General features: G+C 52.8%; 16 protein-coding genes. 12 read left to right on the top strand and 4 right to left on the bottom strand.

Annotated features, from left to right (window positions below):
* Positions 1 to 114 precede the first annotated feature (114 nt).
* Entirely contained in the window at positions 115 to 2,004 is a 1,890-nt protein-coding gene (locus H8K27_RS14495) for a propionate--CoA ligase (RefSeq protein ID WP_186863896.1), read from the top strand.
* Between the two features lie 105 nt (positions 2,005 to 2,109).
* Here the strand turns inward: H8K27_RS14495 and H8K27_RS14490 are convergent, their stop codons facing one another.
* Positions 2,110 to 2,985 carry an HDOD domain-containing protein gene (locus H8K27_RS14490; RefSeq protein WP_186863895.1) on the bottom strand — a complete coding sequence of 292 codons (876 nt, stop codon included), beginning with the start codon at positions 2,983 to 2,985 and terminating at the stop codon, positions 2,110 to 2,112.
* Between the two features lie 225 nt (positions 2,986 to 3,210).
* Positions 3,211 to 5,058: a DUF885 domain-containing protein gene (locus H8K27_RS14485; protein WP_186863894.1), complete on the bottom strand. Its 1,848-nt coding sequence runs from the start codon at positions 5,056 to 5,058 to the stop codon at positions 3,211 to 3,213.
* 298 nt (positions 5,059 to 5,356) lie between these two features.
* Between H8K27_RS14485 and H8K27_RS14480 the strand changes: the two genes are divergently transcribed.
* Complete coding sequence (locus H8K27_RS14480; protein ID WP_186863893.1) at positions 5,357 to 6,346, top strand: fumarylacetoacetate hydrolase family protein; 990 nt, start codon at positions 5,357 to 5,359, stop codon at positions 6,344 to 6,346.
* 93 nt (positions 6,347 to 6,439) lie between these two features.
* On the opposite strand, the gene H8K27_RS14475 is transcribed toward H8K27_RS14480, so the two are convergent.
* Positions 6,440 to 8,722: a patatin-like phospholipase family protein gene (locus H8K27_RS14475; RefSeq protein WP_186863892.1), complete on the bottom strand. Its 2,283-nt coding sequence runs from the start codon at positions 8,720 to 8,722 to the stop codon at positions 6,440 to 6,442.
* A gap of 94 nt (positions 8,723 to 8,816) precedes the next feature.
* Here H8K27_RS14475 and H8K27_RS14470 point away from each other — a divergent pair, with 94 nt between their 5' ends.
* The 7 genes from H8K27_RS14470 to H8K27_RS16685 all read left to right on the top strand — a co-directional run bounded on the left by H8K27_RS14470 (position 8,817) and on the right by H8K27_RS16685 (position 14,417).
* A complete protein-coding gene (locus tag H8K27_RS14470) occupies positions 8,817 to 9,758 on the top strand; it encodes a CysB family HTH-type transcriptional regulator (protein ID WP_186863891.1) in 942 nt (313 codons plus the stop codon).
* Positions 9,759 to 9,853: 95 nt separating this feature from the next.
* Positions 9,854 to 10,507, top strand: a complete 654-nt coding sequence (locus H8K27_RS14465) for a class I SAM-dependent methyltransferase (protein ID WP_186863890.1) — start codon at positions 9,854 to 9,856, stop codon at positions 10,505 to 10,507.
* 86 nt (positions 10,508 to 10,593) lie between these two features.
* Positions 10,594 to 10,890, top strand: coding sequence for an SCP2 sterol-binding domain-containing protein (locus H8K27_RS14460; protein ID WP_186863889.1), 297 nt, complete (start codon positions 10,594 to 10,596; stop codon positions 10,888 to 10,890).
* Positions 10,891 to 11,030: 140 nt separating this feature from the next.
* Positions 11,031 to 11,318, top strand: coding sequence for a 2Fe-2S iron-sulfur cluster-binding protein (locus H8K27_RS14455; RefSeq protein ID WP_230419363.1), 288 nt, complete (start codon positions 11,031 to 11,033; stop codon positions 11,316 to 11,318).
* A 155-nt stretch (positions 11,319 to 11,473) separates the two neighbouring features.
* Entirely contained in the window at positions 11,474 to 11,953 is a 480-nt protein-coding gene (locus tag H8K27_RS14450) for a thioesterase family protein (protein WP_186863887.1), read from the top strand.
* 301 nt (positions 11,954 to 12,254) lie between these two features.
* Positions 12,255 to 12,458, top strand: a complete 204-nt coding sequence (locus H8K27_RS14445; RefSeq protein ID WP_162021796.1) for a cold-shock protein — start codon at positions 12,255 to 12,257, stop codon at positions 12,456 to 12,458.
* Between the two features lie 240 nt (positions 12,459 to 12,698).
* Positions 12,699 to 14,417 carry a methyl-accepting chemotaxis protein gene (locus H8K27_RS16685; protein ID WP_186863886.1) on the top strand — a complete coding sequence of 573 codons (1,719 nt, stop codon included), beginning with the start codon at positions 12,699 to 12,701 and terminating at the stop codon, positions 14,415 to 14,417.
* A gap of 119 nt (positions 14,418 to 14,536) precedes the next feature.
* Here H8K27_RS16685 and H8K27_RS14435 read toward each other — a convergent pair whose 3' ends face one another.
* On the bottom strand, positions 14,537 to 15,442 hold the full coding sequence (locus H8K27_RS14435; RefSeq protein WP_186863885.1) for a LysR family transcriptional regulator: 906 nt from the start codon (positions 15,440 to 15,442) through the stop codon (positions 14,537 to 14,539).
* A gap of 176 nt (positions 15,443 to 15,618) precedes the next feature.
* Between H8K27_RS14435 and H8K27_RS14430 the strand changes: the two genes are divergently transcribed.
* From H8K27_RS14430 to H8K27_RS14420, 3 genes are all read left to right on the top strand, one after another.
* Positions 15,619 to 16,299: a haloacid dehalogenase type II gene (locus tag H8K27_RS14430; protein WP_186863884.1), complete on the top strand. Its 681-nt coding sequence runs from the start codon at positions 15,619 to 15,621 to the stop codon at positions 16,297 to 16,299.
* 36 nt (positions 16,300 to 16,335) lie between these two features.
* The gene (gene aceB, locus H8K27_RS14425) at positions 16,336 to 17,922 is read left to right on the top strand and encodes a malate synthase A (protein WP_186863883.1); all 1,587 of its coding nucleotides are present in this window, start codon (positions 16,336 to 16,338) and stop codon (positions 17,920 to 17,922) included.
* Between the two features lie 153 nt (positions 17,923 to 18,075).
* Positions 18,076 to 18,642 carry a DUF1415 domain-containing protein gene (locus tag H8K27_RS14420; protein ID WP_186863882.1) on the top strand — a complete coding sequence of 189 codons (567 nt, stop codon included), beginning with the start codon at positions 18,076 to 18,078 and terminating at the stop codon, positions 18,640 to 18,642.
* Positions 18,643 to 18,672: the final 30 nt, after the last annotated feature.

The raw sequence follows: 18,672 nt of genomic DNA, 5'->3' as shown, positions 1-18,672 counted from the left end.
AAAAACGCGGCCCCTTGAAAGGCCGCGTTTTTTGTTGGTGGCTTACATAAAACTTACGCGACACTGCCCGGCTGGCCCGCGGCAATGCTCATGAAATTCCAATCAGGAGGGACTATGACATACGCAGATTTTTATCAGGAATCAATCCGGCAGCCGGAAAAATTCTGGGACCGCGAAGCACAGCTGATCGACTGGCACCGGCCGTATCAGCAGGTGCTCGATACCAGCCGCCCGCCATTTGCGCGCTGGTTCGTCGGCGGCGAGACCAATCTGTGCCACAACGCGGTAGACCGCTGGCTGCGTACCCAGCCGGATCAGCCCGCACTGATCGCCATTTCGACAGAAACCAATACCGAAAAAACGTATTCATTCGCTGAACTCCATGCTGAAGTGCAGCGCATGGCAGCTATCATGCAAAGCCTTGGTGTGAAGCAGGGTGACCGAGTACTGATTTACATGCCGATGATTGCCGAGGCGGCATTTGCGATGCTGGCCTGCGCCCGCATCGGTGCAGTGCACTCCGTGGTGTTTGGCGGCTTTGCGTCCAAGAGTCTGGCAACGCGCATCGATGATGCACAGCCCGTGCTGATCGTCTCTGCCGACGCTGGTATGCGCGGCGGTAAGGCGGTTCCTTACAAGCCTTTGCTGGATGATGCGATCGCCGCTGCAGATCACCCGCCACAGCATGTGCTGCTGGTTAATCGCAGGCTTGATACCATGAATCTGGTCAGTGGCCGGGATGTGGATTACACCACGTTACGGGCACAGCACATGGATGCGCAGGTGCCGGTCACCTGGCTGGAATCGAACGCGATGTCCTACGTGCTGTACACCTCGGGCACCACCGGCAAACCGAAGGGCGTGCAGCGTGACGTCGGCGGTTACGCAGTCGCGCTGGCGGCGTCGATGAAGCATATTTATTGCGGCAATCCGGGGGAAACCTATTTCGCGACTTCCGATATCGGCTGGGTGGTCGGTCACTCTTACATCGTTTACGGCCCGCTGATTGCCGGCATGGCGACCATCATGTACGAAGGCACACCGATCCGTCCGGACGCCGGTATCTGGTGGAGCATCGTCGAAAAATACAAAGTCACCCGCATGTTTTCTGCACCGACGGCCATCCGGGTGCTGAAAAAACATCCGCCTGAGCTGATGAAAAAATACGATCTGTCTTCTTTGAAAGCCCTGTACCTGGCAGGCGAACCGCTGGACGAAACCACTTCCGACTGGATCGCCGGAGAACTGGGAGTGCCGATCATTGATAATTACTGGCAGACAGAAACCGGCTGGCCGATTCTGTCGGTGGCCCGCGGGGTCGAGCATAAAGACACCCGGCTCGGCAGCCCCGGTGTGGCGATGTATGGCTATAACGTATGCATCATCAATGAAAGCACCGGTGCGGAATGCGGTGCCGGAGAGAAAGGTGTCGTGGCGATCCGCGGTCCTCTGCCACCGGGCTGCATGCAGACCGTGTACGGCGACGACCAGCGCTTTGTGAATACTTACTGGAGCAATTTTGCGCAGGAGCAGCTGTATTCGACCTTTGACTGGGGCATCCGGGATGCTGATGGGTATTATTTTATTCTTGGTCGTACCGATGACGTGATCAATGTGGCAGGGCATCGTCTTGGCACCCGTGAAATTGAAGAGAGCATTTCCAGCCATGCGCAGGTTTCCGAGGTCGCGGTGGTTGGCGTGGAAGATAAGCTCAAAGGGCAGGTTGCCGTCGCGTTTGCGATTCTGAAACATCCTGAACTGGCCGCAACGCCAGAGCAAAAACTGGCGCTGGAAGGCGAAGTCATGGCCGTGGTGGACCGGCAGCTGGGTGCGGTGGCGCGGCCATCTCGTGTGCATTTTGTGACCATGTTGCCGAAAACCCGCTCCGGAAAATTATTGCGGCGTTCGATTCAGGCTATTTGTGAAGGACGGGATGCCGGTGATCTGACGACGATAGAAGATCCGTCATCCCTGACTCAGATCAAGGCGGCCGTCTCGGCCTGAGTTCAAAGATACGGGAAATAAAAAAGCGCGAATTGTTCGCGCTTTTTTGTACCTGAAGCAAATCACAGCAAGGATGAAGCCGGCAGCATGAGTTGCCGCAATATTTCAGACCAGCAGCGCCGATGTCAGCGAGGCGACTTCTTCCTCGGATTCCTCCAGGATGCTGTTGAGCGTGCCATCGCCGACAACAAAATCAATTTCTGAAGCATATAGTTCTGCATCAATTTCGGAGGTGAAATCGAATGGGGAATGCCGGTGCGCAAGCTCATTGGCCAGCAGGATCGTGTCGCCCAGCGTCTCTGGCGGCATGGCGCGCAACCCGAACCACATGGCTTCCACCGCTTCCACTACGGCTGCCGGCAGGTGCAGGTTTTTGATGACCGCTCTGCCAATGATGGCCTCGGTAGTATCCAGATCGACGACGGTGTCTTCAAATTCGGGCAGCTCGCTGGTCACAGCTGGCGGCGCTTCCGGCTCCAGCAGCGAGGGGAATTCTTCAGCGCGCGACAGCAGATAGAAGTTGCCGACTTCATGCACGATACCGGCAAACATGGCCGTGTCCGGATCAAGGCGTGTGATGCGACGGGCAATGACTTGCGACAATGCGGCAACCTGCGCCGTATGTTCCCAGAGTTCGTTGGCCATGCGCTGAATGTCTTTATTTTTACTGGTTCCGGCAAGCTGGCGCACTACGATGGAAACCACCACAGCACGTAATGTGCGGAAACCGAGCCGGTTAACCGCGGCTTTGACATTGGTGATGTCGGTTCCACGGCTGTATGCTGCCGAATTGGCAATCGCCACGACGCGCGCGGCCAGCAGCGGTTCATTCAGGATCAGTTTGGTGACGGTATCTGCTGAACAATCGGGATCATCCAGAACTTGCTGAATTTTCAACGAGGCAGCGACATTGGTCGGGAATACCAGGTCGTCGTTGTTCGCTTGTTCAACGATGCATTTGAGCGCTTTCGATCTGTTCATCGCAGAGGTCTGTGTATTGGAGTTAAACATCGCAGATGTTTGCTGACTGCACCTGTGCTTTTCTGTCTGAGGGAACAATGGCAGAAATAGTTGCTCAGGTTATCACAATTGCGCTGATTGCCTTCAAACCACAGTATGATTTTCCGGCAATCAGTTTCCGTACTTCATTTTGCTCGACTTACCTGCGAAGGTCAATCAAGCAATCTGAAAAAAGCAAACAAATGTCTATTTGTTGTTCTGCCGGGTGGCGATCCATTTCAGCATCTTCGTTTCCAGCAGTGAAAGCGGCAGGGTGCCGTCACTCAGGATTGCATCGTGAAACTGACGTAAATCAAAGCGTGCGCCAAGGCTGGCCTGTGCTTTTTGCCGTAATTCCATGATTTTTAATGCGCCGATCTTGTAACCGAGTGCCTGCCCCGGCCATGCCATATATCGCTCTATGCACTGGAGGGAGACAGCTTCGCTGTAACCCAGGGTTTCCTGCAGATACCGGATGCCCTGTTCGCGGGTCCAGCCTTTGGCATGCATGCCGGTGTCCACGACCAGCCGGGTTGCACGGAGCATTTCATCGCTCAGGTGTCCATAGTAGGCGGCCGGATCGTTTTCAAACAGCCCCATGTCGCGCCCCAGGGTTTCTGCATATAAGGCCCAGCCTTCGGTATAGGCATTATTGCCGCCGACTTTGCGGAACCGGGGAACATCCAGCTCCTGCAGCGTTGCCAGATGAAAATGGTGGCCAGGCTGCCCCTCATGCAGGAACAGTGTTTTCATTCCGGTCGTTGCATAGTCTGCCGGGTTATTGATGACCGCCCAGAATACCCCGGGACGGGAGCCGTCAATGGCTGGCGCAGAGTAATGGTCAGAGGCGGTTTTCCGGCTGATTTCCGGCTCGGCGCGGATATCCAGCGCCGCCCTGGGTGTCTTTCCAAAAAATAATGGTAGTTTTTCCCGCACAGCAGCATCAATTGCGCGATAGGCGTCCAGCACTTCTTTTTCCGACTTGAATGGCCGGTAAGTTGTCTGCGCTTCCATCCAGGCTGGCAAGGCTTTGGGATCACCCTGATAACCCAGCTGCGGTCCGAGCCGCACGTATTCGTTCTGAATCCGCGCCACTTCTCGCAAGCCGATGGCATGAATTTGTTCCGGGCTCAAACGGGTGGTGGTCTGATCCTCGACCCAGGCGCGATACCAGCGTTCTCCGTCGGGCAGGGCGCTCCAGCCGGTGCTCGTGCGGCTGGCTGGCAGATATTCCTGATTCAGGAACTGGGTAAATTGTTGCAGTGCTGGTAAAACCTGATCCTGGATGACGCTGCGGTAATCTTTGCTCAGGCGCAGCTTGTCAGCCTCACTGAAGCCTGCCGGAAAATGGCTGACCGGCAGATAGTAAGGATGGTTTTCCACCTTGTCGCCGATCAGTTGCGTATATTGCGGCAACATGGAAAGCACCAGCGCCCTGGGCAGAACGATCTGGCGGCGCATACCTTCACGCATATTGGCCGTTGCCTGTTGCAACCATGCCGGCAATTGCTTCAGACGGTTCAGGTAGGCGTCGTACTGGGGGGCGGTTTTCAGCAATTGTGCGCTCTGACCGCTGGCAAAATGCGCCATGGTCAGAGGAATGCTGTCCATCTGGTTGACTGGCATCAGGCGGTCATCAAAGGCCGACATTTTGATTGCAGCATCCAGTTCGTATTGCAGGCAATCATAAGTGACCTGATCTGCGGCCGACAGTTGCGTGCGGCTGATCCGGCGTAATTCACCGGCGAGCTGGCGCCACATGGCAATCTGTTTTGCCTTGACCTTCATATCCAGAGTTTGCGGTAACTGGTCATCATAACGGTTGTCGCCGTTGTAAGTCGCAGCGACGGGTTCAAAACGTGCCTGCTGTTCGTAATACCGCTCGGCCAGTGCCGCCAGTTTTTTTGCTCCGGTTTGGGAAGCGTTGCTGTTGAGTGGCTGTGGCGCAGCATTGAGTGTTGTCTGACTATCCAGCGGTGCAGCACTGAGCTGATGGCTGCCGGACAGGGCGACAAAGAATAAACTCAGTGACAGGTAATAGCATCTTTTTTTCATGGCAGGCTGTGAACAAGGGAAACGGCGGTATTTTACGGTACCTGTTCTCAGAATCTGTGCAGAGAGTGCAGAAAAAATCAGTTCTGTAGCAGGATTCAGAAAATAGTTTCGCTAAACAGCCTCATGAACCATCCTCATGAATCAGCTTCACTATTCAGTTGATATAAAGCCGGCATATCCCGGGAAACCGATCAAACGGCGAAGTGTCTGTCACCGGATACGATACCTGGATCAGTCCGGTTTGTGATGTCTGGACTTCATGTAAAATCCTTTGCCATTGCTTGGTTACAGGATTTTTATGAAACTCGCCACCCTGAAAGATGGTTCCCGTGATGGTCAGCTGATCGTGGTTGCCAGGGATTTAAAGACAGCCTGCATCGCTGACGGTATTGCACCGACCTTGCAGCGGGCGCTGGATGACTGGGGCTTCATCGCTCCGCAGCTTGAGGCTTTATCTGTCCAGCTCAATGCAGGAAAGGCTGCCAACAGCTTTGAATTTGATCCGGCCCGTTGCATGGCGCCGCTGCCGCGTGCTTTTCAGTGGGCAGACGGTTCGTCGTATGTGAATCATGTTGAGCTGGTGCGTAAAGCCAGGAATGCCGAGATGCCGGACAGCTTCTGGCATGATCCTCTGATGTATCAGGGAGGGAGCGATGATTTTATCGGCCCTTGCGACGACATCGTGCTGGCATCGGCGGAATGGGGGATTGATTTTGAGAGTGAAGTCGCGGTCATTACCGGCGATGTTCCCATGGGCGTCAGGGTGAATCATGCCGGGGAATACATCCGGCTTCTGATGCTGGTCAACGATGTTTCATTGCGCCATCTGATTCCGGCTGAATTGGCGAAAGGCTTTGGTTTTTTTCAGTCAAAACCGGCCTCCAGCTTTTCGCCGGTGGCGGTTACTCCCGATGAATTAGGCGATGCCTGGCAGGATGGTAAAGTGCATCTGTCATTGCGCTCGGTCTGGAACGGCAATCTGGTCGGCCAGCCGAATGCCGGAGTGGATATGGTATTTTCATTCCCGCAGCTGATTACCCACCTGTGCAAGACCAGATGCGCCAGAGCCGGCACCATTATTGGCTCCGGCACCGTATCGAATAAAGATGCAGGGAAGGGATATAGCTGTATTGCGGAAAAACGCGCGCTTGAAATGATTGCGACTGGCACGCCAGTCACAGATTTCATGCAATTCGGCGACAGCATCAGAATTGAAATGCTCGATAAAAATGGCAAATCCATTTTCGGCGCGATTGATCAGAGCGTCGTGGAATCCGGAGAATCCTGAAGCAAGATGCATGAGCGCTGCGAACAATATATCCGCAGCGTTTTGCTAAAGAGAAAAAGCTGCTGCAACCCGCCTCTTCAACAGGCGGGTTTTTTATTGCCTGCCAAGCTGGAAGAAAATATTTCTGGCGCCGTGCTGCCCAAATGCAAAGCCCAGATAGATCGGCCCGATGAAGCTGTTAAATCCGGCGAACAGGCTCATGCTTTTGCGTAAGGAGGTGGCAGAAATATCCTTGCCGCTGTTCCAGGTATTCCCCGCTTCCAGCGAGGAACCCAGAAACAGGCTTTGCCCCGCCATCTCAAAATTCACCGCCCGCAGCAGATAGGTTGCGCTGCCATACAGCATATAGTTGCCGCTGAACTGATCCGGCTGGTAAGCCGAGAGCTTCTGGAAACCACCAAGCGTAGAGCCCAGCCCACGGATTTCCGTGTCTTTCTGGAACAGTCCGGCACCACTGAATTTCAGATTCACGCTGTGATTCCCGATGCTTTTTGCCCAGATGCTGTTGACGCTGAATTCCTGATAGCTGTTGCGTGATTTATCAAGGCCGAGGAACAGGCTGCTGTCGAATTTATAGCCCTCCCGCGGAAAGCTGGGGTCGCTCAGCTGATCGATCACCAGCCCGGTTTTAATACCGAACTGTTGCAAGTCGGCGCTGGGAAGCGTGCCGTTCGATAAGCTGCCGTCCGGATTGCTGATCAGCAGCCCGCCCAGTTTCGGACGCACGCTGTAGTGATTGAAATGCAAGCCGACCCGCGCTTCTCCCAGTACACTCTGTTCACCGATTTTATAGGCGACATCGACACCGGCTTTTTCTGAACGAAGCGTATATTCTGCCAGCCGGATATCGTCCTTGTAATAATTCAGGTTATTTTCATTGAATTCGAGGTAGGGGGAGACATAGGTGCCTTCCCGCTCAAATAAGGGCTGGCGCAATTCGGTATGCAGTTTGATGATGTTGCCAAACTCGACATCGTTCCGCCATTCCAGCCCGCCTTCGGTCAGCCAGGGGCGGCGATGGCCGACCTGCAGGCGGTAGCCACCGGCACCGTCAAAACCGCTCGACAGACTCAGGCCGAAACGCAGGAAATGCGGCCCCCAGTTTCTTCCGGTTGCTTTGATGCGTACGCCGTATTCATCATCCCGCTGCACCAGTTCGTGGCTGATGCTGTCAAATTCCCTGGCATTGTTCAGGATTGCCAGTTTGCGGTTGATTTCTTCCGCGTCATACATGGAGCCGATTTTGATCGATAGCTGGCGGCGTATATCGTGTGCCGGGATAGCACCGTCGGTATCAATGTCAACAAACGCGATACGCAATGGCGGGAGCTGAGGGTTCAGACGCATTTGCTGTGTCGCCATGTGCAGGTGTTCCGACAGGCTCAGTGCTGCCAGTTGATCCGCCAGGCCTTGCGTTGATTTTTCTCCGATTTGAGTTGCTTCTTTGGCGCGGTCAAAATCCATGAAACCGATATCGCCCAGTAGTGGCTCAATCAGGATATCCTGTTTCCGCAGCAAGCCTTTTTGCGCCTGCACGTTTTGCTCGGTCAGGATATTCACCATTTGCTGACTGACACTGAACAGCGTCTGTAACTGATTTCGGGGCAGCAGCGGAGTTCCGATATTGACAGCGATGATGACATCAGCCCCCATATCGCGGGCAATATCGACCGGTAAATTTCTGACCAGGCCGCCATCGGATAACAGATGGCCGTCAATTTCTATCGGCGCAAAGACGCCGGGTGCGGCCATGCTGGCTCTGATCGCTTTGTGCAGCGAACCTTTATTGAACACCACCATCTTGCCGGTTTCCAGGTCAGTTGCGACAGCGCGGAAAGGAATCGGCAGTCGGTCAAAGTCAATTTCCGGCGGCAGATGCGAAGTCCAGTTCTGAATCAGCTCCTGAAACTGGCTGGCCTGGGTGACTCCCGCAGGCAGTTTGACGCCATTGGCGCTCAGACCCAGTGTTGCCCCGAGTGGATAGGATTCATCTTCTTCGCGTATCGATTGCGGTAGCATGCGCCGGTCTACGCGATCGAGTGCGATATCGTTGAGCTTGAGTTTTTCCAGGCGCTTTTCGATTTCTGACGCAGGCAGTCCTGCAGCGTATAAGCCGCCGACGACGGCCCCCATGCTGGTGCCGGCAATACAGTCGATCGGGATATGCATGGACTCCAGCTGTTTCAGTACCCCGATATGGGCGAACCCTCGTGCTCCGCCTCCGGATAAAACCAGACATATTTTCTGGGGACGGGTCTGCAGGTGCTGCACGGTCATGCTCTCCGCAAAGGCGTCAGTCAGGAAAAAACACGGCAGGATCACCGCCAGCAGAGTCTGGAGCAGCAGTGTGCGGGATAGGAAAAATCGATTGAGCATGGAATTCTTGTCTGGGTCTCTATATACTGCCGGAAGTATATTAATCATGCTTTATTCAGGATAAAAAGCATAAGCTAACGATTCGTGACTTTCTATGAACCTACATCAATTACGTTTTGTACGCGAAGCAGTCAGGCAGAATTTTAATCTGACTGAGGCTGCAAAGGCGTTGTTTACTTCGCAACCAGGTGTATCCAAGGCCATTATCGAGCTGGAAGAAGAGCTGGGCGTGGATATTTTCACCCGCCACGGCAAACGTATCCGCGGGCTGACGGAGCCGGGGCGGGCGGTGCTGAAGTCGGTCGAGCTGATTATGCAGGAAATTGACGGTTTAAAACGGATCGGTAAAGAATATGCCGCGCAGGACAGTGGCAGCTTTACGATCGCCACCACGCATACGCAGGCGCGCTATGCCTTGCCGAAGGTGGTGCAGGCCTTTATGCAGAAATATCCGAAAGTCCGTCTTTCCCTGCTGCAGGGCAGCCCAAAGCAGATTGCTGAGATGGTCATGCGTGATCAGGCAGATCTGGTGATTGCGACAGAGTCGATCTCCGGTTTTGATGGCCTGATCTCCTTGCCTTGCTACCAGTGGGAGCATGTACTGGTCGTGCCGCCGGAACATCCTTTACTGAAGCTGAAAAATGTCACGCTGGAAGAGATCGCGCATTATCCGCTGGTGACGTATGATTCCGCCTTCGCCGGACGCAGCAAGATTGATCATGCTTTTCAATTACGGGATCTGAAGCCGGACATTCTGCTCGAAGCGATTGATGCCGACGTGATTAAAACCTATGTCGAACTGGGGATGGGCATCGGTATCATCGCCGGCATGGCATTCGATCCGGAACGCGACAAAAGTCTGCGTGCGATACCAGTCGGGCATTTGTTCGGCATGAATGTCTCACGTGTCGCCATCAAGCAGGGAGCGTATCTGCGCAGTTATATTTACACTTTCATTGAACTGCTGAATCCAACCCTGACAAGAAAAATGGTGGACAACGTGTTACAGGGAAATAAAGATAATTACGATTTGTAAAAAATCGCCACCAGCCGAAACAGGGCACGCAGTCAGCCGCGCCACTCTGCGGCAAAAGCGTGTGCAGATCACAGAACACAGAAACAGATTCCGTTATGAATGAACAGACCATGCGCGACTATTATGCTCAGCGCGCTGAAAAACTTGAGCAGATTTACACTCTACCCGAACGGCAACAGGACTTGCAGGAAATCGCCGCACGGGTCAACGCCCTGCTCAGAAATCAGCAGGTGCTTGAACTGGCCTGCGGAACCGGCTTCTGGACCGAAAAATATGCGGCGCAAGCAGCCAGCGTTCATGCCACGGATATCAATCAGAACATGCTCGATCTGGCGCAAAAAAAGCCATACCCGCCAGGAAAAGTCAGCTTTTCGATCGCGGATATTCATCACCTGCCGGCAGCGCAATCAGGTCAGTATTCCGCATGTTTTGCCGGGTTTCTCTGGTCCCATACGAAGCGTGAGCAGCAGACCGAGCTGTTGCAGGGGGTCAGTCGTGCCGCAGGCGCAGGAAGCCTGCTGGTAATGATCGATAATAACGATGTTGAAGGCAGCAGCCTGCCAGTGGCGCGGACCGACGCCGAAGGCAATACCTACCAGCTGAGGACGCAGGAAGATGGCAGCCGCGTCGAGATCGTCAAAAATTTTCCGAGCGACAGTGCCTTGCGTAAAAAGCTCGGAGGGTTGGTCAGGGATATCCGTATTTTCAGAAATCAATATTACTGGCTGCTGAGTTGCGTACTGAAATGAGTCAGCGCTCTAGTATTGTTCCTCGATTCTGAGGCGTGCTACATTGCAGTTCATTTTTCACTCAAAGTTCACTCAAAGGAGCAGACATGGATTTGCAGGCATGCACAGAAGCAATTCGTACCAAGGTTGGGAATGACAGCGGATTGAATTCCACATTGAAATTCGATTGCGGCAGCGATGGCGTGGTTTTTGTGGATGCATTGACTGCACCGAATTCCGTCTCGAATGACAATAAGGATGCGGCATGCACCATCACGATTTCTCTGGAAAATCTGGGCGCGCTGCTGACCGGTCAGTTAAATCCGATGAATGGTTTCATGATGGGTAAACTGAAAGTGGCTGGCGACATGGGCGTGGCAATGCGCCTGCAGACCGTGGTCTGAGCCTAGTTCACTGGCCGGCACACCGTCATTGAGGTGTTTTCGGTATCGTAAAAAGCTGCAGCGCATTTTTTGTGCCGCAGCTTTTTTCTTGCGATCGCTGATACAGATGGCAGCAGGAAGGAGCAAATCAAAAGATGGGAATGCTGACGATTCTTCCGCAGGACTGGCAATGCGAAATACAAGATGATGATAGCTTGCTGGAAGCGGCTTTGCTGGCAGGATTCCGCCTGCCGAATTCCTGCCGCAACGGTACTTGCAGGACATGTTTATGCCGCTTACAGGCCGGTCAGGTACATTACTGCATCGAGTGGCCCGGGCTCAGTGCGGAAGAAAAAACAGAGGGCTGGATATTGCCTTGCGTTGCAGAAGCTGATGGCGATGTTGTGATCAGCGCGCCTGCAGCAGTCATGGTCTGGCCTGAAAGTTAAACCAGGTTCTGTATTGCGGCATACCTGTGATTGCACGATGATAAAAAATAGAAATTCCTGAGGTGGATTAGTCCAGTGCATCGATCCTTATACAATCAAAGGCTTGCTGACAGAAATCAATAAAGCCAACAGAATCACAGACGACAGGTTGATACATGAAAAACAGAATAGTAGATGATCCGGAGTTTCAGAAACTGCTGGCGCAGATTATTGAAGAACAGATTCCTTTTTGCCGTTTGCTTGGTATGAAAGCACATAGCCTCGCGCCTGATTCTCCGGCGCTGACACTGACGATGAAACCTGAGTTGCTGGGTAATTTTGCGCAGGGGATGTTGCATGGCGGTGTGATTGCCTCGGTACTGGACAGCGTGGCTGGTGTAGCGATTTTGCTCAAGCTGGCGCAACAGCAGCCGAAGGATGATGTGTTTTCCCAGCTCAGGGAGTTTGGTCTTATGAGCACGATCGATTTGCGGATTGATTATCTGAAGCCGGGAAAAGGACAGTTGTTTACTGCCAATGCAGAAGTGACCCGTCTGGGAAAGCGGGTAGCCAACGTGTTGATGACGCTGCGGAATGAACAAAATGAATTAGTGGCAACCGGCGCTGCCGCTTTTATGTTGCATGGACGCAATTAATTGACCAATACATCAGAAATATCAGCGTATTGAAGGAAAAACAGTTTGTCGTGAATGCATTTTTCCTCCTGTACTTCAGCTGAAACCGGCAGGCATCGTGCCAGATATAGTGAAAAAATAAGTAAAAACAAGCTTAATTGACGTGAACTGCATTTTTATTTTACTTTCCCTTAAAAATTGTGCGTATAATCAGGTGGTCGTTGAGATTCAAAGTGGTAGTGCAGTATCAGTCTGTCATTTCTTACTTGGTTGAAACGATTTATCGGGTAAACACCCACATTAACTGAAATAGGAAATAGTAATGGCAACTGGTATTGTTAAATGGTTCAATGATTCTAAAGGTTTTGGTTTCATTACACCTGATGAAGGCGGCGAAGATTTGTTCGCACATTTTTCCGCTATCGTGTCTTCCGGCTTTAAATCTTTGAAAGAAAACCAACGCGTTTCTTTCGAAGTAACGACAGGCCCTAAAGGCAAACAGGCTTCGAACATCCAGCCTCTGTAATTTTTACAGATGATCTGGCTGTTTTTTCAGCCCGTTAAAAAATCCCCGACTTGTCGGGGATTTTTTTTTTGCCTGTTCATTTTTTACCTGTTAAATTTAATGCATGTGATTATTGGAGACAAAAAATCTCTATACTGCTCATCGGCTTAAAGACAATTTTCTTGTTGGTAATCAACATTTTTTAATCAAATTTTTGTATCCTTGCTGAGATAAATACGTACAGCCATCGGAGATAAAGCAATGTTTAATTTAACGATCAGATTGCGGTTGATTGGCACCATGGGTTTTATGGCGGTGATGCTTGTCATTGGTGGATTGATGGGGGTTTATGGGGTCCATGACAGTAATAATGTGATCCAGGAAATTGCATCCAATGAGATGCCATCCGTTGAAGCACTGGGGCAGTCGCAAATCTATCTGTTGCGTGCAAGGACCGCTCTCGACAGAGTGATCGCGCATCCTGAGTATCCCGATACCGCTGAAACGATCAAGCGTGCGGAAAGTTTCCTCGATAAATCAGAAGAAAAATGGAAGCGTTATTTAACGTTGCCGCAGAGTGAGAATGAAAAGAAAATTTCTGCAGATACAGCAGTGATCCGGGAAAAATTCGTGAAAGAAGCATTCATCCAGATGACGGCTGCGATTAAAAGCGGCAACAAAGATGAAGCAGACCGCATCAATATGACGGTTGCTCCCAAATTGTTCAGTGCCTACGCCGACCAGATCAGCAAACTCAGCGAGTACCAGTTCCAGTCTTCCGCTGAAGCATTGAAAAAGAGCGAGGCGGAGTTCACCACCTTCATCTGGGTGGATATGCTCGGTGTTTGCGGTGGTCTGGTGGCCGTTTTTGTCTCAGCCTATTTTCTGCTGCGTGCAATTTCTCAGCCTTTACACCAGGCGTTACGTCAGTTCGGTGCAATCGGCAATGGTGATCTGACGCAGCAATTGAAACCGGCATCGAAAGATGAAATGGGCGAGCTGGTTACCGGATTGGAGAACATGCGCCAAAGTCTGGTGCAGACCGTGACGATGGTGCGGCAGGGAAGCAGTTCCATTGCGATCTCTGCTGAGGAAATAGCCACTGGCAATATGGATCTGTCTTCGCGTACCGAACAACAGGCAGCCAGCCTGGAGGAAACAGCGTCCTCGATGGAAGAACTGACTTCCACCGTGCAGCAGAATGCCGACAACGCGCGTCAGGCCAATACGCTGGCACTGACTGCTTCGGAAGTGGCAACCAAAGGTGGCAAGGTGGTGGGGGATGTGGTGCATACCATGTCGTCAATCAAAGACAGCTCGAAGAAAATTTTTGACATTATCGGCGTGATTGATGGTATCGCGTTTCAGACCAATATTCTGGCGCTGAATGCGGCCGTTGAGGCGGCCAGGGCAGGCGAGCAGGGACGTGGTTTTGCGGTGGTCGCCAGCGAGGTGCGGAATCTGGCGCAGCGTTCTGCCAATGCAGCAAAAGAAATCAAAGAATTGATCAGTAATTCGGTCGACAAGATCGAAGAAGGTTCGCAACTGGTGGATAACGCAGGTAAAACCATGGATGAAATCGTGGTGTCGATCAAGAGCGTGGCTGACATCATGGCAGAAATCACCGCTGCCAGCGCTGAGCAAAGTGATGGCATCAATCAGGTGAATCAGGCGATTACCAAAATGGATGAAGCAACGCAGCAAAATGCGGCACTGGTGGAAGAAGCGGCAGCAGCGGCTGGCAGCATGCGGGAACAGGCTGAAAATCTGAATCAGGCGGTTGGTATTTTCAAATTGCAGACAGAGGCTTCCGCTTATCAGCGTCCGTCTGTTGCCGCCAGTCCTGCCCCGGCAGTGCGGCCTGTGGCAAAAGCCAGCCAGCCAGTGACAAAGGCGGCGGTGAAACCTCTGATTACGGCAGGCAAGGCATCGGCGAAAGCGGCCAAACCTTCAGCAGAAGGCGATTGGGAAGAGTTTTGATTTACCGGTGATTATGCTTGGTGCAGTACGTATTCGTATCAAAAAACGGGTGATTGATTCACCCGTTTTTTTTGAGCGGAAAATGTCGCCATTCCCGAACAATCACCTGAGCATGATGCTCAGGATTTTTTCCAGTAATCCGGTTTATTGTAGGCTTGCCGCAAAAAATCGACAAAGGCGCGTATCCGCAGCGGTAAGTGCCGGCGCTGCGCAAAAATCGCATAAATGTCATTTCCCGGAGCGGTGTACTCGTCCAGTACCGTGACCAGTTTTCCGGATTCAATTTCTGCGCCGACCTCCCATATCGATCGCCATGCCAGCCCTTTTCCTGCCAGCGCCCAGTCGTGCAGCACTTCGCCGTCGTTACAGACCATATTGCCTTCAGCCTTGATAGTGACATTTTTCCCATGCTGCCGGAATGTCCAGCCGCGCTGGCTGCCATCGGAACTGAAGGCGAGGCAATTATGGTGACTGAGCTCATCAATGGTGCGCGGTGTGCCGTGACGTTTCAGATAGGCGGGTGAGGCCACGACCACGCGCTTGTTATCGGCGAGCTTCACACCGATCAGGTTGGAGTCAGTCAGCGAGGCAATACGGATGGCAACGTCAATCCCTTCGCCAATCAGGTCGACCACACGGTCATTCAGGCTCAGGGTCAGCTTCAGATCCTGGTGATCCGTCAGAAATGAGGGAATCAGCGGAGCCACGTGCTGCCTGCCAAAACCGGCCGGCGCCGAAATCGTCAGCGCGCCGCTGGCATGTGCGCTGCGCTCCGACACCGAAGACTCTGCTTCCTCCAGATCAGCCAGGATACGCTGACAATCCTCCAAAAAAGAGGCGCCTTCGTTGGTCAGCGCAATCTTGCGGGTCGTGCGCTGCACCAGCTTCACTCCCAGCCGTTCTTCCAGTGCGTCCAGCCGCCGGCTGATCATGGCGGGAGCCACGCCTTCAGCACGCGCTGCTGCTGACAGGCTGCCCCGTGTGGCGACTTCGGTAAAGGTGCTGATCTGTTTGAACTGATCCATATTGCATGTCCTGTTATCAGAATATTGGCGACAGTGTACATTTGGCATTGTGCCTTTATTTTTAACTTAAAGTAAAAGATAAAGTGATTTATCTGTATGTTTATGTTGATTTTTATTGCATATACTGTGCTGCATGTGAGTGAGCATCACTCTGGCATGGTAAAGGAGTTGGCACGATGTCTATTCAGGCAATTGCATTCGATGCGTATGGCACGTTGTTTGACGTTTATTCGGTCAATGTGCTGGGTGATAAATTATTTCCCGGCCGGGGTGAAGCGCTGGCGCAGTTGTGGCGCAGCAAGCAGATCGAATATACCCAGTTACGTACTCTGTGCAGTATGTACAAGCCCTTCTGGGAAGTGACTCAGGATGCGCTGGTTTTCAGCTGCAAAAAACTGGGGCTGGAGCTGAGCCTTGAAGCGCAGAATGCACTGATGGGGGAATATGCGCGCTTGAAGGCATTTCCGGAAAATCTGGCTGTGTTACGCGATCTGCATGCGCAAGGGCTGAAGCTGTCCATCTTATCGAACGGAACCAGCCACATGCTGCAGTCGGCAGTCGAGGCGGCAGGTATGCAGGGATTATTCAGTCACCTATTATCGGTAGACAGTGTCCGCAAATATAAAACCGCACCGGAAGCTTACCAGCTCGGCCCGGATACCTTCGGCGTACCGGCCAAGCAGATTTTGTTCGTTTCCAGCAATGCGTGGGATGTTTGCTGTGCGACCTGGTTTGGTTACACCACCTTCTGGGTTAACCGTCAGCAGGCGCCGCTGGAAGAGCTGGGTGTCGCGCCGCATGGAACCGGCCGCAGCCTGCAGGACGTGATCGATTTTGTTGAAAAGAACCGCTATTGAAACTGGTATTCCATTTTATTTATTGAGGAGAGCAGCATGACACAACTGAGCTTACCTGCAGGTATGCAGATTACGGGTGAAATCAAACCGGGTTTTGAACAAATCCTGACGCCGGAAGCACTGGCGCTGGTCGCGAAACTGAGCCGCGCATTTGAGCCGCGCCGTCAGGAATTGCTGGCAGCCCGCGTTGCGCGCGCAGCCCGTCTGGATGCAGGCGAATTGCCAGACTTCCTGCCGGAAACCCGCCATATCCGCGAAGGCGACTGGAAAATTGCCCCGATTCCTCAGGCGCTGGAATGCCGCCGCGTCGAAATCACTGGCCCTGTCGAGCGCAAGATGGTGATCAATGCGCTCAATTCCGGTGCCGACAGCTACATGACCGACTTTGAAGATTCCAATACCCCGAACTGGGATAATCAGATCACTGGCCAGATCAACATGCGCGACGCTGTTCGCCGCACGATCAGCCTGGAACAGAACGGCAAGTCTTACAAACTGAACGACAAAGTGGCGACCCTGGTCGTTCGTCCACGCGGCTGGCATCTGGATGAAAAGCATGTGCTGGTCGATGGCAAGCGTATTTCCGGCGGTATTTTTGATTTCGCACTGTTCCTATTCCACAACGCCAAAGAGCAGCTGGCTCGCGGCGCCGGCCCTTATTTCTACCTGCCAAAGATGGAATCGCATCTGGAAGCGCGTTTGTGGAACGACATTTTTGTCATGGCACAAAATGAAATCGGCATCCCGCAAGGCACGATCAAGGCGACAGTGCTGATTGAAACCATCGTTGCTGCATTTGAAATGGATGAGATCCTGTATGAACTGCGCGAGCACAGCTCCGGCCTGAATGCCGGTCGTTGGGATTACATTTTCTCCTGCATCAAGAAATTTAAGAATGACAAAAATTTCTGCCTCGCAGACCGCGCCAAAGTCACCATGACCGCACCATTCATGCGTTCCTACGCTTTGCTGCTGCTGAAGACCTGCCACAAGCGCAATGCACCGGCGATTGGCGGTATGGCGGCGCTGATCCCGATCAAGAACGATCCTGAGAAAAATGAAATCGCCATGGGCGGCGTTCGCAACGACAAGGCGCGCGATGCCACCGACGGTTACGATGGCGGCTGGGTAGCGCATCCGGGCCTGGTTGATCTGGCCATGACTGAATTCAAGAAAGTGCTGGGCGATGCGCCGAACCAGATCAGCAAGCAGCGTCCTGATGTGGAAGTTTCCGCCAAGGATTTGCTGAACTTCCAGCCAGAAACACCGATTACAGAAGCCGGTCTGCGTTACAACATCAACGTCGGTATCCATTACCTCGGCGCGTGGCTGGCAGGCAATGGCTGCGTTCCTATCCATAACCTGATGGAAGATGCGGCCACCGCAGAAATCAGCCGCTCGCAAGTCTGGCAGTGGATCCGTTCTTCCAAAGGCAATCTGGAAGATGGCCGCAAAGTCACTGCCGATATGGTGCGCGCAATGATTCCTGAAGAATTGGTCAAGGTGAAGGAAGTGGCTGGCAACGGCGCGACTTACGACCGTGCAGCGCAGATTTTTGAAGAGATGTCGACTTCTGAAAATTTTGCAGAATTCCTGACCCTGCCTTTGTATGAAGAGATCTGATTGACGCGGGTGGTCTGACCGTCATTGACCGCCAGTTTCAGCCGTCCGAAACAGCCCGTTCAGCGGGCTGTTTTTTTGTCGTTTGACCGTATGTATGCCGGCTGCCGTGCGGGCGGCATGGTATTCTTGAGGCTTATTTAAGGAGTTCTCAGCATGCCGCAAGCCCACACCTTGTCCCAGCAGGAAATCATTGCGCAGACCGAAAACTGGCTGGAAAAGGCCGTGATCGGGTTAAATCTCTGCCCGTTTGCCAAAGCGGTGCAGGTCAAAAAGCAGATCCGCTACGTTGTTTCCAGCGCCGAAACGCCGCAGGCGCTGCTGCACGATCTGCAACAGGAACTGGAAACCCTGGCGGAAGCCAGTCCTGAAAAAATCGACACCACGCTGCTGATACACCCGTTTGTCCTGAATGACTTTCTGGATTTCAATGATTTCCTCGACGTCGCTGATGGCCTGCTGGAAGAACTGGATCTGGACGGTATTTTGCAGATCGCCAATTTTCATCCCGACTATCAGTTTGCAGAGACCAGTCCGGACGACATGAGCAATTACACCAACCGCTCTCCGTTTCCGACGCTGCATTTATTGCGCGAAGATAGCATCAGCCGGGCGGTAGAAGCGTATCCCGAAGCGGAGGCTATTTTCGAAAAAAACATCGAGACGATGGAGCAACTGGGTGTCGAGGGCTGGCATCGCCTGTTTCCCGACCGCTCGAAATGATCCCGGTGAACGCTTGCCCGCGAATTTTGT

The organism is Cognatundibacterium griseum (assembly GCF_014284195.1).
In the GTDB taxonomy this organism is placed as follows: domain Bacteria; phylum Pseudomonadota; class Gammaproteobacteria; order Burkholderiales; family Burkholderiaceae_D; genus Undibacterium; species Undibacterium griseum.
The sequence above is the reverse complement of the archived record's forward strand: the minus strand, read 5'-3'. Positions and strand labels throughout refer to the sequence as shown.